This is a genomic window from Nocardia exalbida NBRC 100660, from assembly GCF_000308575.1.
GTDB classification, from domain to species: Bacteria; Actinomycetota; Actinomycetes; order Mycobacteriales; family Mycobacteriaceae; genus Nocardia; species Nocardia exalbida.
Genome location: NZ_BAFZ01000100.1, coordinates 144,577 through 162,082, shown reverse-complemented (window position 1 = coordinate 162,082; position 17,506 = coordinate 144,577). Strand labels below are relative to the sequence as shown.

The 17,506-nt window shown below is 67.7% G+C and carries 17 protein-coding genes; 3 read left to right on the top strand and 14 right to left on the bottom strand.

Annotated elements, in window-relative coordinates:
* Positions 1 to 7 precede the first annotated feature (7 nt).
* The 6 genes from ON29_RS24925 to ON29_RS24900 all read right to left on the bottom strand — a co-directional run bounded on the left by ON29_RS24925 (position 8) and on the right by ON29_RS24900 (position 6,959).
* Positions 8 to 784 carry an SDR family oxidoreductase gene (locus ON29_RS24925; protein WP_040869962.1) on the bottom strand — a complete coding sequence of 259 codons (777 nt, stop codon included), beginning with the start codon at positions 782 to 784 and terminating at the stop codon, positions 8 to 10.
* A gap of 151 nt (positions 785 to 935) precedes the next feature.
* Positions 936 to 1,886: a helix-turn-helix transcriptional regulator gene (locus ON29_RS24920; protein WP_040869960.1), complete on the bottom strand. Its 951-nt coding sequence runs from the start codon at positions 1,884 to 1,886 to the stop codon at positions 936 to 938.
* A 20-nt stretch (positions 1,887 to 1,906) separates the two neighbouring features.
* Positions 1,907 to 3,979, bottom strand: coding sequence for a 5-oxoprolinase/urea amidolyase family protein (locus ON29_RS24915; protein WP_083864052.1), 2,073 nt, complete (start codon positions 3,977 to 3,979; stop codon positions 1,907 to 1,909).
* Complete coding sequence (locus ON29_RS24910) at positions 3,976 to 4,590, bottom strand: urea amidolyase associated protein UAAP2 (protein WP_040869958.1); 615 nt, start codon at positions 4,588 to 4,590, stop codon at positions 3,976 to 3,978. Before ON29_RS24910 ends, ON29_RS24915 begins: the two co-directional genes overlap by 4 nt.
* Positions 4,587 to 5,339 carry a DUF1989 domain-containing protein gene (locus ON29_RS24905; RefSeq protein WP_040869956.1) on the bottom strand — a complete coding sequence of 251 codons (753 nt, stop codon included), beginning with the start codon at positions 5,337 to 5,339 and terminating at the stop codon, positions 4,587 to 4,589. Before ON29_RS24905 ends, ON29_RS24910 begins: the two co-directional genes overlap by 4 nt.
* A gap of 84 nt (positions 5,340 to 5,423) precedes the next feature.
* Positions 5,424 to 6,959, bottom strand: a complete 1,536-nt coding sequence (locus ON29_RS24900; protein WP_040869954.1) for an amino acid permease — start codon at positions 6,957 to 6,959, stop codon at positions 5,424 to 5,426.
* Positions 6,960 to 7,180: 221 nt separating this feature from the next.
* Here ON29_RS24900 and ON29_RS24895 point away from each other — a divergent pair, with 221 nt between their 5' ends.
* Positions 7,181 to 7,852: a TetR/AcrR family transcriptional regulator gene (locus ON29_RS24895; protein ID WP_040869952.1), complete on the top strand. Its 672-nt coding sequence runs from the start codon at positions 7,181 to 7,183 to the stop codon at positions 7,850 to 7,852.
* A gap of 480 nt (positions 7,853 to 8,332) precedes the next feature.
* On the opposite strand, the gene ON29_RS24885 is transcribed toward ON29_RS24895, so the two are convergent.
* Entirely contained in the window at positions 8,333 to 8,614 is a 282-nt protein-coding gene (locus ON29_RS24885) for a hypothetical protein (protein ID WP_157172890.1), read from the bottom strand.
* 68 nt (positions 8,615 to 8,682) lie between these two features.
* A complete protein-coding gene (locus tag ON29_RS36095) occupies positions 8,683 to 8,892 on the bottom strand; it encodes a hypothetical protein (RefSeq protein ID WP_040869948.1) in 210 nt (69 codons plus the stop codon).
* Positions 8,893 to 9,401: 509 nt separating this feature from the next.
* On the opposite strand from ON29_RS36095, the gene ON29_RS24875 reads away from it, so the two are divergent.
* Both ON29_RS24875 and ON29_RS24870 read left to right on the top strand, forming a co-directional pair.
* Positions 9,402 to 10,757: a helix-turn-helix domain-containing protein gene (locus tag ON29_RS24875; protein ID WP_157172889.1), complete on the top strand. Its 1,356-nt coding sequence runs from the start codon at positions 9,402 to 9,404 to the stop codon at positions 10,755 to 10,757.
* A complete protein-coding gene (locus ON29_RS24870; RefSeq protein ID WP_040869944.1) occupies positions 10,754 to 11,326 on the top strand; it encodes a GNAT family N-acetyltransferase in 573 nt (190 codons plus the stop codon). The genes ON29_RS24875 and ON29_RS24870 overlap by 4 nt, the downstream gene beginning before the upstream one ends.
* A gap of 22 nt (positions 11,327 to 11,348) precedes the next feature.
* Here the strand turns inward: ON29_RS24870 and ON29_RS24865 are convergent, their stop codons facing one another.
* From ON29_RS24865 to ON29_RS36740, 6 genes are all read right to left on the bottom strand, one after another.
* On the bottom strand, positions 11,349 to 11,879 hold the full coding sequence (locus ON29_RS24865) for a hypothetical protein (RefSeq protein WP_040869942.1): 531 nt from the start codon (positions 11,877 to 11,879) through the stop codon (positions 11,349 to 11,351).
* Positions 11,880 to 11,910: 31 nt separating this feature from the next.
* Positions 11,911 to 12,153 (bottom strand): hypothetical protein, encoded by a 243-nt coding sequence (locus tag ON29_RS36090; RefSeq protein WP_157172888.1) that lies wholly within the window; start codon positions 12,151 to 12,153, stop codon positions 11,911 to 11,913.
* Positions 12,154 to 12,561: 408 nt separating this feature from the next.
* Positions 12,562 to 13,047 (bottom strand): hypothetical protein, encoded by a 486-nt coding sequence (locus ON29_RS24855; RefSeq protein ID WP_040869938.1) that lies wholly within the window; start codon positions 13,045 to 13,047, stop codon positions 12,562 to 12,564.
* Positions 13,048 to 14,066: 1,019 nt separating this feature from the next.
* Positions 14,067 to 15,554: a type VII secretion protein EccB gene (gene eccB / locus ON29_RS24850; protein WP_083864050.1), complete on the bottom strand. Its 1,488-nt coding sequence runs from the start codon at positions 15,552 to 15,554 to the stop codon at positions 14,067 to 14,069.
* Positions 15,555 to 16,097: 543 nt separating this feature from the next.
* Positions 16,098 to 16,946 carry a Mu transposase C-terminal domain-containing protein gene (locus ON29_RS36745; RefSeq protein WP_063825369.1) on the bottom strand — a complete coding sequence of 283 codons (849 nt, stop codon included), beginning with the start codon at positions 16,944 to 16,946 and terminating at the stop codon, positions 16,098 to 16,100.
* A complete protein-coding gene (locus tag ON29_RS36740; RefSeq protein WP_217999284.1) occupies positions 16,901 to 17,485 on the bottom strand; it encodes a helix-turn-helix domain-containing protein in 585 nt (194 codons plus the stop codon). The genes ON29_RS36745 and ON29_RS36740 overlap by 46 nt, the downstream gene beginning before the upstream one ends.
* Between the last annotated feature and the right edge of the window lie 21 nt (positions 17,486 to 17,506).

Sequence of the window (17,506 nt, the reverse complement as noted above, 5' to 3'; positions counted from 1 at the left end):
GGCCGGGTCATCCGGCCAGGACCGCGCCCCGGCGCTCGGCGAGGTAGTCCGCCCAGGTCAGCTCGCCGACGTCGGCGCCATCGGTGACCAGGTTCGCGCCCGCGCGATAAACCCGGCCCGCTTTGCCCGGCACCGGCATGGTCAGCAGCGCGCGCCGCTTGCCGAGCACCGCCAGGTAGTCGCGGACCAGCTCGCGCATACCCAGCACTTCGGGTCCGACCAGGTCCGGCACCCGTCCGGCGGGCGCGCCGACCGTCAGCTCCGCCAGCCGGGCCGCCACCTCACGCACGTGCACCGGCTGGAGGCGCACCCCGCCCAGGACCGGCAGCACCGGCGATTTCAGCATCGTGTCCACCAGTTGGGGCACGAAATCGTGGAACTGAGCGGCGCGCAGGGTGGTCCAAGGGATACCCGATTCGGCGACAGCCTGTTCGGCGGCGAACTTCGCGCGGAAGTAGGTCAGCGGAAGCAGTTCGGCGGCGGTCACCGAGATGTAGACGATGTGCTCGACGCCAGCGGCGGCAGCGGCCCGCAACAGGTTCGCGGTGGCCGCCTCGTCGCTCTTGGCGTCGCCCGCCAGGTGCAGGATGGTGTCGACGCCCGCCACCGCGGCATCGATGCCCTTGTCGCGCAGCAGATCTCCGGTGACGAAGCGCACGCCGCCGTCCGGGCGATGTTCGGTGCGGCTCAGCACGCGCACGTCGGCGCCCCGCTCGCGCAGCAGCGGCAGCACCTCGCGGCCCAGGGTTCCGGTGCCACCGGTGACCAGGATCTTCGCGGTCATGACTGTCTCCGATCTCGTCGGTGCCGATGGGCGTTCCCATCGCTTCACCGAGACGACGGCGCGCGGGCCCGAACTGTGACATCGGTGGCCCGGATCACTTCCCGTGAAGGGTAGCGGCGCCTTTGCTGAAGCCGTCCCGGCCCGAGCCGGGTCAGCCGGCCGCCGCGCCGAGGCGGGCGGCGAGTTCGCGCAGGTGGGCGACGAGTTCCGGCGGTTCGTGCACCCGGAAGGGAAAGCCGAAGCCCGCGACGTAGATCGCGAGTTCGTCCAGCGAATCGGACCCGGTGCGGAGCACGCAGCTTTCGGCGTCCACCGCCTCGAGCACTCCCACCGTCGGGGCGATGCGCTCGGCGGCAACTTCCGCCGCGACCCGCAGGGTGATGCGGGCGGCGTAGCGGTACGGCGCGGTCGTCACGCCACGGGAGAGGTAACCGGTCAGGTCGGCGTCGGGCGCCTCGCGCGGGGTGAAGCGGGGGCCGGTCGGAATGCGGGGGAGCAGGCGATCCACGCGGTAGGTGCGCCAATCCGCGCGATCGACGTCCCAGCCGACGAGATACCACCGCCTGCCCGTGTGCACCAGGCGATGCGGCTCGGTGGCGCGCACGGACGTGGCACCGTCGTGGGCGCGGTAGTCGAAGCGCAGGCGGTGGTTGTCGCGGATGGCGGCCGCGACGGCGGTGAGAACGTCCGGGTCGACCGTCGGGCCGCCCGCGGGCACGGTGACCGTCGCCGCTTGGAGCATGCTCACGCGATAGCGCAGCCGTGCGGGCAGCACCTGCTCGAGTTTGGCGAGAGCGCGCAGCGAACTGTCCTCGATGCCCGCGATGGTGCCGCCCGCCGCGGTGCGCAGGCCGAGCGCCACGGCCACCGCCTCGTCGTCGTCCAGCAGCAGCGGCGGCAGCTTCGCGCCCGCGCCGAGCCGGTAACCCGCCACCCCGGGCGTCGCGTCCACCGGGTAACCCAGCGTGCGGAGCTTGTCGATATCCCGGCGGACGGTGCGCACGTCCACGTCGAGTCGTTCGGCCAGTTCCGCGCCGGTCCAGTCGCGGGGGGATTGCAGCAGCGACAGCAGACGCAGCAGGCGGGCCGACGTTTCCAACATGGGAGAAGTCTGCCCCACAGCTAGGGCAGCTTCTGTCCTGAGTCCGTCAACTCTCCCGTCGAGCGCCAGGAAGTCCGTTCGGCGGTGAAGGCTTCCGCCTGCTTCGCGCGGAATTCCTCGATGGACGCGGCGTTCTCGGCCAGGAACGCCCGGTAGTCCGCCAGACGGAACTCGCCGTCCTCGGCGCGCACCCGCGCATTGCCCGCGGCGAAATCGGCGCGCAGGTCGAGGAGTTCTTCCGCTTCGACCGGATACCACCGAATGCGATCGAAATAGCGCAACAGCCAGGGAGTTTCGTCTCCTGACGCGGTGCGGTCCGCGCCAGGGGAGACCGCGGGCGCCGCACCGGATCGGTGATTCCACACCTGCGTGGTGCGCCCGACGAACTGATAGCCGCCCGGCCCCTCCATTCCGTAGACGCACAGGTAGGCGCCGCCGATGCCGACCGCGTTCTCCGGCGTCCAGGTGCGGGCGGGATTGTATTTCGTGGTGACCAGCCGGTGCCGGGGATCGGTGGGTGTGGCGACCGGCGCGCCGAGGTAGACGTCGCCGAGGCCGAGCACCAGGTACTCGGCCCCGAACACGGTGTCGTAGACGTCGGAGACGGAAGCCAAGCCGTTCATGCGGCGAATGAACTCGATGTTCCACGGGCACCAGGGCGCGTCGGAGCGCACGCCGTGCATGTAGCGGGTGATCGCCTCGCGCGTGGACGGATCGTCCCAGGACAGCGGCAGATGGACGACCCGGCTCGGCACGACCAGCTGATCGGCGGCGGGCAACCGCGCTTCTGTCTCGGCGAGCAGGCCGAGCAGCGCGGGCACGGACAGGACGTGGGGATCGACCCGGATCTGCAACGAGCGGATGCCGGGGGTCAACTCGGTCACGCCGCGCACCCCGGCGGCGAGCAGGTGCTGGTGCAGGGCGTGCACGCGGGCGCGCAGGCCGAGATCCAAGGCCATGGCGCCGTATTCGACGAGCACGCCGTCGTCACCCGCGCGGCGGTAGGTCACCGCGGTCTCGTCGTCGACCTCGGCGCGGCGCAACACCCCGTCGTCGCCGTCGCCACCCGCCGACAGCACGGTGGGCCACGCGGCCCGGCGCGCGCGCCCGAGCTCCCGGAGGGGGGCCGCGTGGTCACCGCGCACCGGCACGAACCGCACGCTGTCGCCGGGCGACAGCTGACCCAACTTCCAGCGGTCGGCCGCCACGACGGTGACCGGGCAGACGAAACCGCCGAGACTCGGCCCGTCCGGACCCAACAGGATGGGAGTGTCGCCCGTGAAGTCCAGCGCGCCGACCGAATACGGGGTGTCGTGGATGTTCGACGGATGCAGTCCCGCCTCGCCGCCGTCGGCGCGGGCCCATTCCGGCTTCGGCCCGATCAGCCGGACGCCGGTGCGGTCGGAGTTGAAGTGCACTTCGTAGTCGGTGCCGACGATGGTCTCGAAGTCGGCACGGGTGAAGAATTCCGGCGCACCGTGCGGGCCCTCGGTGACCGCGAGTTCCCAGCGCCGGGTGAGCACGGGTTGTTCGTCCATCGCCACGCCCGCCGTGACCCGGCCGCCGTGCGCGCCCAGTGGCAGCGAGTCACCGGCACGCAACGCGCCGCCGGTGCCGCCGCCGAAGCGGCCGAGCGTGAACGTGGCCGCGCTGCCGAGGTATTCGGGTACGTCGATGCCGCCCGCGATCAGCACGTAGCAGCGCATGCCCGGTCCGCGCACCGAGCCGACGTCCAGTACGCCGCCCGCGGGCACCCGTAGAGTCCGCCACTGCGGCACGGCGACGCCGTCCACGGTCACCTCCGCCGGCGCGCCGGTGACGCAGACCCGGGCCGGTGCGCCGAACCGCAGCGCGGGGCCGCCGAGGGTGCATTCCAGTCCGGCGGCGCCCTCGTCGTTGCCGAGTGCTCGGTTCCCCAGCCGGAAGGACAGATCGTCCATCGGCCCCGACGGCGGCACGCCGACGTGCCAGTACCCGATCCGGCCCGGCCAGTCCTGCACGGTGGTGAGCATGCCGGGGCGAACCACGTCCACGCCGGGTCGCGAGGTCTCTGCCTGCGCCGACCCGGCCACCGGTAGCTCGGCGACGGTCATCGCGATACCACCATGCGCACCGGGGTCGGATCGAACCCGTTGCACGGGTTGTTGATCTGCGGGCAATTCGACACCAGCACCAGCGTGTCGATCTCCGCGCGCAGCGTGACCCGCTTGCCGGGCGCGGACAGTCCGTCCACGATGCCCAGCGTGCCGTCCGCCTCGACCGGAACGTTCATGAACCAGTTGATGTTCGACACCAGATCGCGTTTGCCCAGCCCCCAGCGCAAGGCCTCGGTGAGGAAGTTCTCCACGCAAGCGTGCTGGTGGCGGGTGTGCCTGCCGTAGCGCAGCGTGTTCGATTCCTGTGAGCAGGCGCCCGCGATGGTGTCGTGGTTGCCGACGTCGTCGGCCACGACGGTCATCAGCGTGGTGCCCGCGTCGGTGCGCAGTGCGCTGCCGGTGGTGAGGAAGATATTGCGCTGGGCGGCGACCGTGGCCTGCGCGCTGTAGCGGTCGGCGTGATCGGCCGCCGAGTACAGCAGGCAGTCCACCGCCTGGTTGCCGTGCAGATCGATGATCTCCAGGTGCTCGCCCGCGTGGACCACGGCCGACCACGGCGCGCGGGCGGGGACGGTCTCGTCGAGCACGATGGTGCGAGCCGTGGTCATGCGGTTGCCTCCAGGGTCAGGGCGGCCGTCCAGGCTTGTTCGGTGTTCTGCACCGCCCGTCGGTATTCCGGGTCGTCGTTGACGGGTGCGGCGAGGACGTCCGGCGCGGCCCAGGCGACGAAGTCGAGGTCCGTCGCGGGCCGGTCGTCCAGCGGGTGCGCGGAGTTGGCCACCAGCACGGTGACCGGCAGGTGCGTGAGCAGATCGACGGAGGAACCCGCGCCCGCACTGCCGGTGGCGGTGAGCGCGCCGTCGCGCTCCACCCGCACGCCGCGGAAGAACGAGACCGTCGGCCCGATGTCGCGCGGTGTCAGCCCGTGTTTGGCGCCCGCGAGTCGCAGCAGATGGCGTGCTTCCGCGGTCGGCCCGCAGAGCGTGTCGTGGTGGCCGGAGGTGTCGTCGAGCACGGTCGCAAGCACGCGGCCCTGGTCCGACAGCAGCGGGTGACCGCCGCCCAGATACGCCTGCCACGGCACCTTGACCGTGTCGGCGACGTTCAGGCGCTCCCACGGCGCGTCGGTGCGCACCAGCAGCAGGTGCGCGCAGGCCGCTCCGTCCGGATCGGACAGGCGCACGCGGGTGCCGCGCCCGAGGGCGATGTTCGCGTAGCCGCCCGGCGGAATTCGCTGCGCGAAGGTGAGCTCGGCGGCGGAGATGCCCGCGGGCAGCGCGGGCTCCGCGATCGTCGCCGCCGCGGCCTGCGCCCGTGCGTGCGCTCGCGCGCCGGAGGTGTCCGCAGTGGTTGTCACGATGAATTCCTCTCGGAGATCGGTTGTTCGAAACGGCGACCGGGTGGCGGCGGTGCCCGGCAGCGCACCGCCGCACCGGGGCGTTCAGGCCGGTTGCGGCGCGGGCTCGGCGGTCGCGAGACCGCGCGACCAACCGACCACGAAGCGATGCACCAACACGCCGACAGCGAGCACAAGCAGCACGAAAAGCGGTGCGGCCCAGAGCATCCACCAGCTGCCCCCGTCCGGGGCGTAGACCTCGGCGCGAGGCCAGGCGAGATTCACGACCATCGCGATGCCCCAGACCACCGCGAGCGCGTTGATCGGAATACCGAACCGGCCCAGGCCGAACAGTCGCGCGTCGGTGCCCGGGTCGGGCAGACCGGTGAACCGGCGGATCAGCAACGGCACGGTCACCAGCAAGTAGGCCAGATACAGCGTCACGATGCAGACGCTCGCCAGCGTCGCGAAGATCGCGGCGTTGCCGAGGTTGAGCGCCAGCAGGCCGATGCCGAGCGCGCCGATCACGACGGCGGGCAACACGGGCGTGCCGTACCGCGGGTGCACGGCGGCCAGTCGCGTGGCGAACGGCAGTTTCCCGTCCCGCGCCATGGAGAACATCAGCCGCGAGCCCGCGGTCTGAATCGCCAGGGTGCACACGGTGATCGCGACCGCCACGCAGCCCAGCAGCACCTTGCCCGCCGGGCTGTCCAGCTTGGCGGTGAGCACGTAGGCCAGACCCTCGGAGGACAGCGCGCCGTCGGAGAGGCTCGGTGCGGCCATCAGCGCGCCCAGCAGCATCAGCCCGCCGCCCAGCGCCGAGACCGACAGCGCGGTGAGGATGGTGCGCGGCGCGACCCGGCGCGGGTTCTTGGTCTCCTCGGAAAGCTCTCCCGCGGAATCGAACCCGACCATGACGTAAGCCGCCATGAGCCCCGACACCAGGAACGCGGCCCAGTAGGGACCCGGCGCGGCCTGATCGGTGCGCAGCACCACACCCGGTCCGCGCTCGGCGGTGGTGAAGAACAGCGCGATGATCGCGAGGACGCCGACGATCTCGACGGTGACGCCGATCGAATTGATCCGGGCCATCAGGTCGATGCCGAGAACGTTGATCAGCGTGGTCACCACGAGCAGGATGCTGCCGAGCAGTACGGCGTTGGTCGCGCCGGACGGCGAGGTGAGCGCGGTGTCGGTGCCGACGAGCTGGAATCCGCTCCAGATCGATGGCAGCACCACCTGTAGGGCGATCGCCGCCGCCGCGGCGGTGACGATCTGCGCGATGATCATCATCCAGCCCGCGAACCAGCCGACGAGTTCGCCGCCGAGCCGTCGGGACCATTGGTAGATACACCCCGAGATCGGGTAGCGCGCGGCCAGTTCGGCGAAGTTGAGCGCGACGAGGAACTGTCCGGCGAACACGATCGGCCAGGTCCAGAAGAAGGCGGCTCCGCCGAACGAATAGCCGAAGCCGAAGAACTGGAAGATCGTGGTCAGGATCGAGACGAAGGAGAAACCTGCCGCGAACGAGGCGTAGCGCCCGAGTTTGCGGTGCAGGACGGGCTGGTAACCGAACCGGGCGAGGTCGGCGCCGTCACCGGTGAGATCGGGCGGCGGGGGCGGGGCGAGCGTGGTGGCCATGGGCGGTCCTTCGGCGAGCGGCCAATAACTATCAGACGACAGTTTTGCGGCCGCGATCGCGCTTTCGGTGACCTGTGTGTATCGCTTCGGCGACCTCCGGTAACTTCTGCGTTGCCGTTATTTCTATCAAGTGACAGAAAACGCACCGGGCGCTGTTCCCGGCTCGTGCGTACCCCGGCCCGCACCGGAGCGTCCCCGCGCCGACCTGCCAGAATGGGCCGGTGGCAAACCTCGGTCCCGGACGGCCGCGCGTCGAACAGCGGCGCCGACGCGGATCGACGCCGCGCGCCGAGATCCTCGACGCCGCAGGCGAACTGTTCACCACCAACGGTTACGCCAACACCTCCACCCGCGCGATCGCCGACGCGGTCGGCATCCGCCAGGCTTCGCTGTACCACCATTTCGCGGCCAAGGACGACATCCTCGACGCGTTGCTCGCCGGAACCGTCGCGGCGCCGATCGAATTGGCCGAGCGGCTGCGCGCGGCGCCCGAGCCGGTGCCGGTCCGGCTGTACGCGCTGGCGCTGTTCGATGTGCGGCAACTGTGCGCCTCACGCTGGAACCTGGGTGCGCTGTACCTGCTTCCGGAGTTGCGCACCGAGCGCTTCGCCGCGTTCCGCCTGCGCCGCGACGAATTGCGCGGCCACTACGAGGCTTTGGCGGCCCAGGTGCTCGCCGAGGTAGGCGCTGTGAGCGTGCCGGGTACGCAGTCGCTGCCGTTCCGGTTGGTGGAGACGGTGATCAGCATTCGCTCCGACGAAGGAGTCGCGCCCAGGTACGCCGAGCGCACGATCCCCGGGGCGGTACTGCGCACACTCGGCTGGTCCGGCGATCTCGACCCGATCCGGGCCGAGGCGATCGTGCTGCTGGACCGCCTGGCAATGCCCACCTGATAACCGCGACGTCGCGGACGTGCGGCTATCGGTTGCGCTCGATCCCCCGACTCCGATCCTGGCTGTGCCAATAGCCCCGCACCGCTGGCGGCGCATGACCCGGCGACTCCCGCACCGCCGCCGACGGTGGTGCCGCTTGGCCGAGCCCGAGAATCTTCACCACCTCTGGTGGTATCGCCTGTGCTTGCAGCCGCGCCAGATGTTCCGCGCGTTCCTGCTCGGCTGCCGCGCGTTGCTTCTCCGCTGCCGCACGTGCCTCGGCCGCCTCTCGGGCCGCCCCTTCCCCAGTGTCGGCGGCCGGTCGTTCTTCCTGCTGGTTAGGCGCCGGGAATTCCTGTGCCACCCGTTCGGCGGCCTCACGGTCGACCCTTGCACGCTCATCGACCCCGCGCGCTTGTCTGGTTCGCTCGGCTTCTTCCCGCGCTTGTCGATCGCGCTCGGGGGCTTCCGCCCGACCACGCGTGGCACCATCGCGGAACCTCAGCATAATCCGGAACTTCTCGGCTCGCTCACGTGCTTGTCGGCTTTCTCGGGTTTCATCGCTGTAGCCAAGTCCGGGAACAGGTCGGCAATAATCGAATCGAGCCGCTCAACCTCCGCTGAGTCTTCCGGCCATGGCTCCGAAGGAATCTCACGGATGCCTGCATAGTCCATGAACTTCTGGACCTGCGCCGCGCGGCGGTCCGGGTCGACCCATTTCCCCCATGCGGTCTGCTCGACGGGTACGCCGAGATCCATGGTCAACTGCTCATCATTCCCCACGCCCATCCTTCTCGTCTTGGTCCGAACAGGTCAGTGTCGCGCGTGCATAGTCACCGGGCAAGGAGCCTTCATCGCTCCAGGTACAACCTCTCATTCGGTAATCTGGGCCAGCCCTCGGCATTATCAGGAAGCACGTGCACCGCGTCAACGTAGTGGCGTTTCCGGTGCTCTTCGATGAACGTCGACGCGGCAGTGCGGCATGCCGCGAAGTCGAGCCGGACGCCGTGTAGGAACACCGACAGATGCACATCCGGATCGTTCGGCAGCGGAGAAGTCATCGCGCTTTGCATCCGGGTCCTCGACTACCCGGAGCGCTACATGCCCGGATGGACTCGACCACAACCATTCCGGACGGACGAAACCGGTCCCGGGGTGTATGCGCCACGATCGGCCCTATCGCATCCCTGCGGCGCTGCATGACTTGCCTGACGGCTCGCCCTAACGGAGCGGGCATTGTCAACGCTCCGACGCGTGACGCGCGCATGATGATGCGCCCCAGCTCAGGTGGGTCGATCACAGCGGGCAAATCACACACGCGCCGGTAGAAGTGGCAGCGAGACCGGGGTGTGTCCCCGAAAGGTATGTGTGCCATCGATGTCGGGCCTCTTGGTCAGGTTGCTCGGCGTGGTGTGCGCCCGCCGCCGGTGAGCCGATCAAGGCATCGCATCGACCCGGCGGCGGGGCTCTTCCAGCTTGTCCGCGCTGAGCATGTGATCCCAGGCACAGAACTCGACTCGAGGTCGTACGCTTCTCGTACGGACCGTTGGAGGCACGGGCGAGGGGGGTAATGATCGTCAGCACATGGACACGGAAAGAAGTCCGAGCCCTGCGCGAAGTTGGTTTGCGCATGACACAAGAAGAGTTCGCGGAGAAAGTCGGATTTCAGACCGCGACTGTGCAGAAGTGGGAGCAGAAGGCCACAACTGAGCGTCCGGTCGAGGGGCGGTCGGCCGAAGCGCTCGACACGGTTTACGACTGCCTCGAACCGGCGCAGCGAGAGCGGTTCTGGCACCAGTTGGCAGGTATACCTTCGCAAACCGCAGGGCATCCTGTTCCGGGCAGCACAGAAACCATTCAGTCCGAACCGGCCAATGCTGGTGACGGTGCGGTCGGTCTGCATGTGCGGGAAGTCGAGGACGACGTGAAGCGGCGTGAGTTCAACAAGCTAGCTACGGTAGGCGCTGTCGCGGTGTTCATCCCGGACAGCTTCGGCCGAATCGGTATGAGTGACGTTCAGCGGCTGTCGGCCGATGTCGACGCACTCGATCAGGAGGATCAGCGCACAGGCGGAGCGCAATTGGTCGGTCTTGCCGTCGAAAAGCTGACGCACGCCTTGGACCGGCTGCAAACCGGTGTATTCGATTCCACTACTGGCAGTGCCTTCACCAAGGCGACCGGAGAACTTGCCGTGCTGGCCGGGTGGTTGGCCTACGACGCGGATCGGCACCGCCTCGCGCGCCGGTGCTTTGCTGATGCCATGGCGCTCGGCACCGAAGCCAATGATGATGATCTCATCGCACACACTTGCCTGTACGCGGCGAATCAATCCAGCTCCCTTGCACGCGCCGGTCGAGGAGGAAGCCCGCACAAAGCACTGCAACTGGCCGATCGTGCCCGCACTCTCATGCGTGGTCGGCCACCAGGTCGGATACATGCCTTGATCGCCGTTCGTGAGGCGCAGGCTTACGGAGTGCTCGGTGATCGAATGGCATTCGGGCGCGCTATCGCGACTGCCTGGCGAGAGTTGGATCAGGCCATGCAGTCCGAACCGCTGGAGGAAGTTCCGCAGTGGCTGCGATTCGTAACTTACTCGGAGATCGCCGACCACGAGGCCCGCGGCTATGCGGACATAGGCGACCTGCGCCTATCTGTCGAACTGTACGCGGCTGCCGTCGATCACCCTGCGGCGATGCGTAACGCCACAATCGTCCGCGCATGGTCGGCCGCTACCAGGGCTCGCCTCGGCGATATCACCGGCGCGCTCGAGCATGGGTTCCCGGCGTTGTCGGAACTGTCTGCCATCGCATCGACACGCACACTGCGCCGCCTCGAGCCGGTTCGAACAGCGGTCGATCGGTCGCCCGCCGGTGCGGAGTTCCGCGAGTTGTACGACTCCCTGACGCAGACGGCGGTGGTCACATGACCGGCTTGCCGGATGGCGTGAAATTCGAGCATTACACAGCGGCCGAAGCACGCGCGCGAAGAGAGATCGTCGAGTATGTCTACCGCCGTTCATACGTCGATGCCATCGCCTCTGGAGATCCGTTCGATTCGCCTTCGGAGTTCATGCGCCGGTTCGATTCCTACACCGGTCCCCGTGGCAGCGGGTTCGCGTATGTGCTTGCCCGAGTCGACGGCGAACCTGCCGGTCAAATCTGGGGATGGCCGCTACCCCCGAACGCGCGATGGTGGACAGGACTGCATCTCGACAGCGGCGAACTCGAGAAATTCACTACCGAAGACGGTGCGCGCACGTTCGGTCTCAGCGAAATCATGGTGTGCGCGGAATATGCCGGGCAGGGCATAGCGCGAGCGATGCACGACGAACTACTCGGTTCCCGAACCGAACAGCGCGCGACACTGCTCGTCGAAGCGGACAACGAGCGCGCCTACGAGCGCTATCTGCGTTGGGGCTGGGAAAGAGTCGGGTGGCTTCGCCCATCGTGGCCTGACGCCCCGCGTTTCGATGTGCTGATCCGAGAGTTGCGCTGAGCAGAAAGACCAAAGATCCGTCTCAGTGGGTCGGCGGCGCGATCTGCCAGTGCTCTTGGAGCGCGCCCGCGATCTGCGGGAGCACCGTCACCGGAATGCGCTTGCGCCGCAGGATCGCCCTGATCTCCGTGACCTGATCGCGTTTGCGCAGGTCGTACGCGCCCGCGACGGGGCGGACCACCGGCGGGATGGACAGCAGCACCAGCTCGCCGTGCGGCTCGTCGCCACCGGACAGATCCAGCGCCAGCGACCAGCGGGAGCGTTCGTCGAGGGTGAAGCGCCCGGCCACCACCCGGTCCCACGAGATGCTGGAGACCGTCCACGGCTTGCGCCGGTAGATGGCGTGGTCGGTGAGCACGATGGCGTCCCTGGTGAACAACGCGGCCAGCACCGCGATACCGACGACGGCTCCGGCCAGCAGTCCGGTGAACACCCGGTTCACCCCGAACGCGGCGACGAACGAGCCGCAGATCGTGACGGTCGCCAGGATGCCGAACACGCTGTAGAGCGCGGCGCGCTGGGTCGGGACCACACCTGCCCGCACCGTTGTCATCTCACCTACCTGCCTCGGGCGCATTTCCGGCTCACGCTACCGCGTCGCGCACCGGCGCACACCTGGCGGTTTCCCAGATGTGGCCGATGTGCCGCCGGATCTGGCCAACGCGATGGCCGCCGCCGAGCAGGAACGTGCCGCCGCGGCGCGGGTGCGCAAGGCCCAGGACCGCATGGTCGAACTCGTCGCCGCCGAACAGGGGCTGGAGCAGTCGGCGAAGGAAGAGCTGTACGCCGCGGTCGAGGCGTGGCGGGCCAACCCGACCGCCCGCCATCTCGACGCCCTCAACCGCACCCTCGCCGACAAGGGCGTGACCGGCCCGGTCCGTACCCGGGTGCGGTTCGTCGCCGCCTACCTCGGCAACCCGGGCGAGCTGGTGCCGATCGACGAGTTGGGCACGGTCGCCGCGGTGTCGGCCACTACCGAGCTCACGGTCGCACCCCTTGCCGTGTGGTCCGTCCGAACCGGGCGACCTCGACGTGAGCCGCCGGGGCGACGACATCCCGGTGGGCAGCGGGCGACCGCTCGACGCACTCTGGCACGAGGACGCACCCTGGTTCGGGGAGCTCAACGCCTGAGGCTCCCGAACACAACGAGAACCGGCCAGAGTATCTGGCCGGTTCTCACGTTCCAGGCTCACACGCTGCGCAGCGGTCCGGTGCGGACCGCTGCGGGCCGAGGACTATTCCTGAGTCAGAGTCAGGGTCCGGTTCTCGGTGGTGTCCTTATGGATCTCGACCTGGCTCATGTCCTCGGCGTCAGGCGGCAGGTAGGCGAACGCGGCGGTGATCTCGACCGCACGGTCATCGTAGTAATACGTCATGAGTTCAATGCCGTCGCCGTCGTGAGCATCTGCGCGATTCGGGCCCTCGCCGTAGTCGTAGCCCAATGGCACCCTGACCTTCGTCTGCCGAGATTCGCCGTCACAGGTCACCCGATCCAGCGCCTCGTCTTTCATACGGACGGGTTGGCCTTCCGGGCTTGTGAACCGTTCGGACTCGACCTTGACCCACAGGGCGTTGGCCTGGCCGGGTTCGCAGACGTAGGTGATCTCGGCGACGACCCACCAGCTGTAGTCGCCGTGTGCGTCTGGGAACGCTCTCCCGATCCATATGCTGGTCGTTGCGCTGGCCGGCCCGGCCACATTGACCAGTACAGCGGCGGTCAACGCGAGTATCGAAGCGAAAAGTCTTCCACGAACCACTATGTGTGCCTTTCGGTGTCGGCAGTCGGTGGGACAGATCCGTCGAGCAGACCGCAGCCTAGACCACGCCACACAGCAGTTATGTGTAAGCCCTATGAATAGTCCTGTAGGGATGCTGGACACCTGAAACCCAGGCAGAACGAGAAACCGGTCTGCGGTAACTGCTCGCGTGACTTTTCTCGGGGATGTTCCCGGACCAGCGAGTCCCACCCGCTCAGGAACGATGCCTACCGCCGGATCTCGCGGGTTTGGACCCCAGGGGCCCTTCCGTCCCGGACGGGGTGTCGAGAAATGATCGGTTCTTCGACACTCTGACCGTGGTAACGCTCGGCCAGCCATATCGGCTATGGCTTGGGGGCATGGCGACTGCCGTAGTGATCGGATCGAGTCGCCGGGTTCGGCACGAAAAAGTTGGGTTGGAGTGGAACTGATCGCGCGCCTCCTGCGTCCAACTCTGTCGACCGCTCTTTTAACGGTGTCGGGTGTCTCATGAGTCGGGAGCTCGGGGTGGCCACGCGAGATCCGATGCCGGCCAGGTGCAGTCGGTCGAAGGTGTTTTTGACGTGGTTACGAAAGGGTTCTCATAGTTGTTCAACGATTCCGCGCGCTTGTGGGTGCTGTGGCAGTCGCTCTGGCCGCCGGTGCCGTCTCGGTGGTAGGCGGAGCCGCCGGTGCCGGTGTGGCCGCGGCGGCAACTCCTCCAGGCGCGTTGGCCTGCGAACAGCACGATGGTGGGGGTGGCCGAACGATCAACATCTGCATGTGGGCCAACCTGTCGGACTGCCAGAACTGGGTATCGAAAGCGGTAGCGTCGAGGCAGTGGGTCCAGACCGGCGCTCCCTGCAAGTGGTACAACGCGAATGATCTCCACCCGTTTATGAACCCAGCCGGTTTCGGTGGGTCCATCGGCTCCAAATAAAAAGAGCGCGACACGGCGTGGACCGGAAGTGGCTACAGGGACACGCCGTGTTGTAGGTCGGTGTTCAGTTCTGGGTGGATTGGACCGGTGACTTCGCTGGGTGCGCGTCGGCGGACACGCCGTCGTGGGCGACCATGGCATCAGTGCGGGCCAGGCGTGGACCAGAGGCGAGCAGGCCGACCATCGCCCAAGGCGCGAGTTCGGGTTTGGCTTTCTCTGCGTCCATGCCCAGTGCCTTTTGTGCCTCGGCGTCCGCGATCCCATAGCGGACACCGGTGTCGGCGACGAAGAACATGCTGTCGCGGCGTTGGCTGTCCGGCTCGATACCAGTGGTCTGCACGAAAAATCCCGACCCAGGGGTGGCGTAGAACTGGGCAGCCTTGTCACTGCCGGGCGAATCAGCCTGAGCCAGCCGCACCGGTTGGGCGGTATCCGGGATCGGCAGCGCCTTCCCGGTGATCGACGTCAGCTCGGCGTGTTTGCTGCCATCGGAGACGTTCGCGCCGGCCAACGGTTGCCATGACAGACACGCCACCGGCGAATCCTTGGCGTCGATGATGGTCGGCGCGGTATCGGGGAAGCCGGCCACTGGGAGCAAGCTCACCATATCCGCCAGAGTGCGTTCGAACGGCTGGATCTCGTTGTTTCCGGCGGTGACCGGGTTGGCGTTGCGAACGATCGCGGCGGTCAGTGGCGAAATCGCCTGTAACCCCTCACGGAGTACTACGAAATATTGGTTCTCGGTCGACAGCTTCACAACGTCGCCGTTGTGGAACCTGTTCAGAACGGAAGCCAACGGGCTTCCGCCCGGGTCGGTGATCTTCGGTGCCACGATGGCAGGCACTTCGGGAATCGCGTTCAGCAGGCCCTCGCTGATTCGGCGCGGGGTCATGCCGCGGATGCCCAATGCGTCGGTCACCGCGCGGTCAGCCATGTCCACCCGGGCACGGCGGTTGTCGTAGATCAGATACGTCGAGTCGCGCCCTTGTACCAGCAGCGCGCGGCCGTGGGCGAGAGCGCCAGCTTTCTCTCCGAGGACCGGACTGCCAGCGATCACGGTGTTGGTTACCGTGTTCGTGCCGTCGTTGCGTAGTTCATCGCACACCGTCCACGCGCGGCCCTTGCCATCTGTGGCGAAGTTCAATGACGACGGGGCGCCCGGAATGCCGAGCAGAAGCCCGCGCGGCTTCTTCGACAGCTCCGACTCCTTGATGATCACTGGTTTCGCCGGATCTCCCACCGCCAACCGCGCCGACGCGAGATTGAGCGCCGGGTGCACCACGCCCCCGATCACCGCATACACCTGACCGGACTCTTTGCCGATGAGGATCTTGTTGTCGTCGATCTTGTTCTGCGGACGTATCAGCGCCAGAACACCACAGCCCGCAAGCACCACGCAAGCCAGAATCAACCCCGCCGCATAGGCGCGTGATTGTGAGCGCATCGGGTCATGCAACATACGCACATCCCGGCGCACCAAAGCGTGTTCCATCCGCCGAACCAGGAAGCGATAACCGCTGACCTGCCAACGAGTAGTGGGTTTTGAAGGCATACATACTCCCCCGACCGGTTCTCACAACTTGCCGATATACCGTAGCTCAGCCGAGACGTTGAACTTGTGGTGCTGTCACCAGAGGGCTTGAGCAGCGTGGCCGCTCCATGGTGTTCGTCCTGCGGCATTGCCGAGATCGGCAATGCCTGACTTGTGTGGCAAGGCGTGCGGAAACACTGCGGCTGGGCGTTTGATCGGCACCGGTGTCATCGCCTCGCCCTCTGCTCTCCGGTTTCGCCGCCCCCTTCTAACCCGAAGCCCACTTCAGGCGCATCCTCGCCACCTACAGCGGGTTTCGCCGCTGCGGACTCGCTGGTCTGGGCATGGCGCTGGTCGGTTACGGCCCGGCGCGCTCAAACGGCGTCGCCGTCCTCACGTACGCACCACCTGAGCAACACCCCAGTGTGTTGAAAATCGTTCGTTTCATCGACACTGGGTCGCCAGAACCGGAGTCGCTGGTCGCCCGCACTCACCGAGTGCTGTGACTCGCGGTGGAAAGTGGCGGTGTTCTCGCGCCGTTGAGTGGCGGTTCGGTGGGCACGGTCAGGTGGTGCCGACGACGAGGGTGCTACGGGCAGTTTCGACGACGTCGGCGGTGATGGTGTGGAGTTCGTTGATCTGCTTACGCAGCCGGTGCCGGTAGGCGCGGCGGGCGGCCTGGATGTCTTTGAGCCCGATGGTGTCTCCGGTGTGGTCGGGGCTGACGGCCTTGCACAGGAACCGGTTTTTGTGGAAGACGCGGATCTCGGTGATGTCGCGCGGGTCGTAGCGGACGGTGACCGGTTCACGGACATAGGCGGCCAGGGTGGGATGCAGGTAGCGCAGGCCCTGGAAGTGGATACCGTCACGGTGCACGACGCGCGGTGTAGCGACCGTGACCAGTAGCAGATCGAGCTGTTCCAGATCCTCGGGCATGCGCGGCAGCCACCCGTCGGCGACCCAGGCTTGCCGTGGTGAGACGCCGATCTCGGAGTGAACCCGCAGGTGGTAGACGCCTGTGATGTACTGGCCGATCGCCTCGTCGAGCTGGCGCAGCGACAGTGCCGGCGCGGTGACGGGTTTGCCGCGGACGAGGTGGCCGGGCAGTTCGGTGAGCAGTTCGGTGTTGATGCTGCCGAACAGCCGCTCCACCTTCCCGCGGCCCTGGGGCCGGGCCACGGTGGAATGCACGATCGCGAACTTCAGGTCGGCGGCGACCTGGGCGAGGTGGTCGCTGATGAAGTCGCTGCCGTGGTCGACATAGAGCATCTCGGGGATTCCGCACATCGGCCAGGCCGGATCGGATTTGGTCCAGATCGCCTGCCGCAAGGCGAGGGACGTGTTCAATGCCGATGGCGCGCCCAGGTTCACGGTGTAGCCGGGGACCGCGCGGGAGCAGTCGTCGAGTACCACGGTCGCCTGTGCTTGCCGGCCTCGACGACGAGGATATCGAGCTGGGTGTGATCGGCCTGCCACATCGCGTTCGGGCGCTCGGCGCGGCGCCGGTACACCAGCTCGTAGGTGTCGCGGAAGCCCGCGGCGCCCTCGTGGGCGAGGGTGAGCATGGCCGGGTCGAGAGCGGTGACGATCGCGCGAACAGTGGTGTAGGACACCGGAGCCCACCCCTGCTCGGCGGCGGCGCGGGCGGCGCGGCGGGTGATCGCCGCCAGCGACGGGCGCGGCCGGCGCAAAGCCATGCCCTCGATCAGCCGCACCAGCTCCGGGTCTGCGCGCCGACCAGTCGAGCTGCGGTGGGTTCGCGCGAGTCCGGCCAAGCCCGCGCTGCGGTAACGGTGCAGCCACCGTTGCGCGGTCCGCAGCGGAGTGCCGGCCGCGGCGGCGGCCCGGGGAAGCGGCACGCCGTCTTCCAGATACGGCCGCAGCACCTCGAACCGGTCCATCGCCTGCCGCCGCTCGGCCTCGGTCAGTCCGGTCAGCCCGCTATCTGTCACGGCTCGCCCCGCTTCCACGCA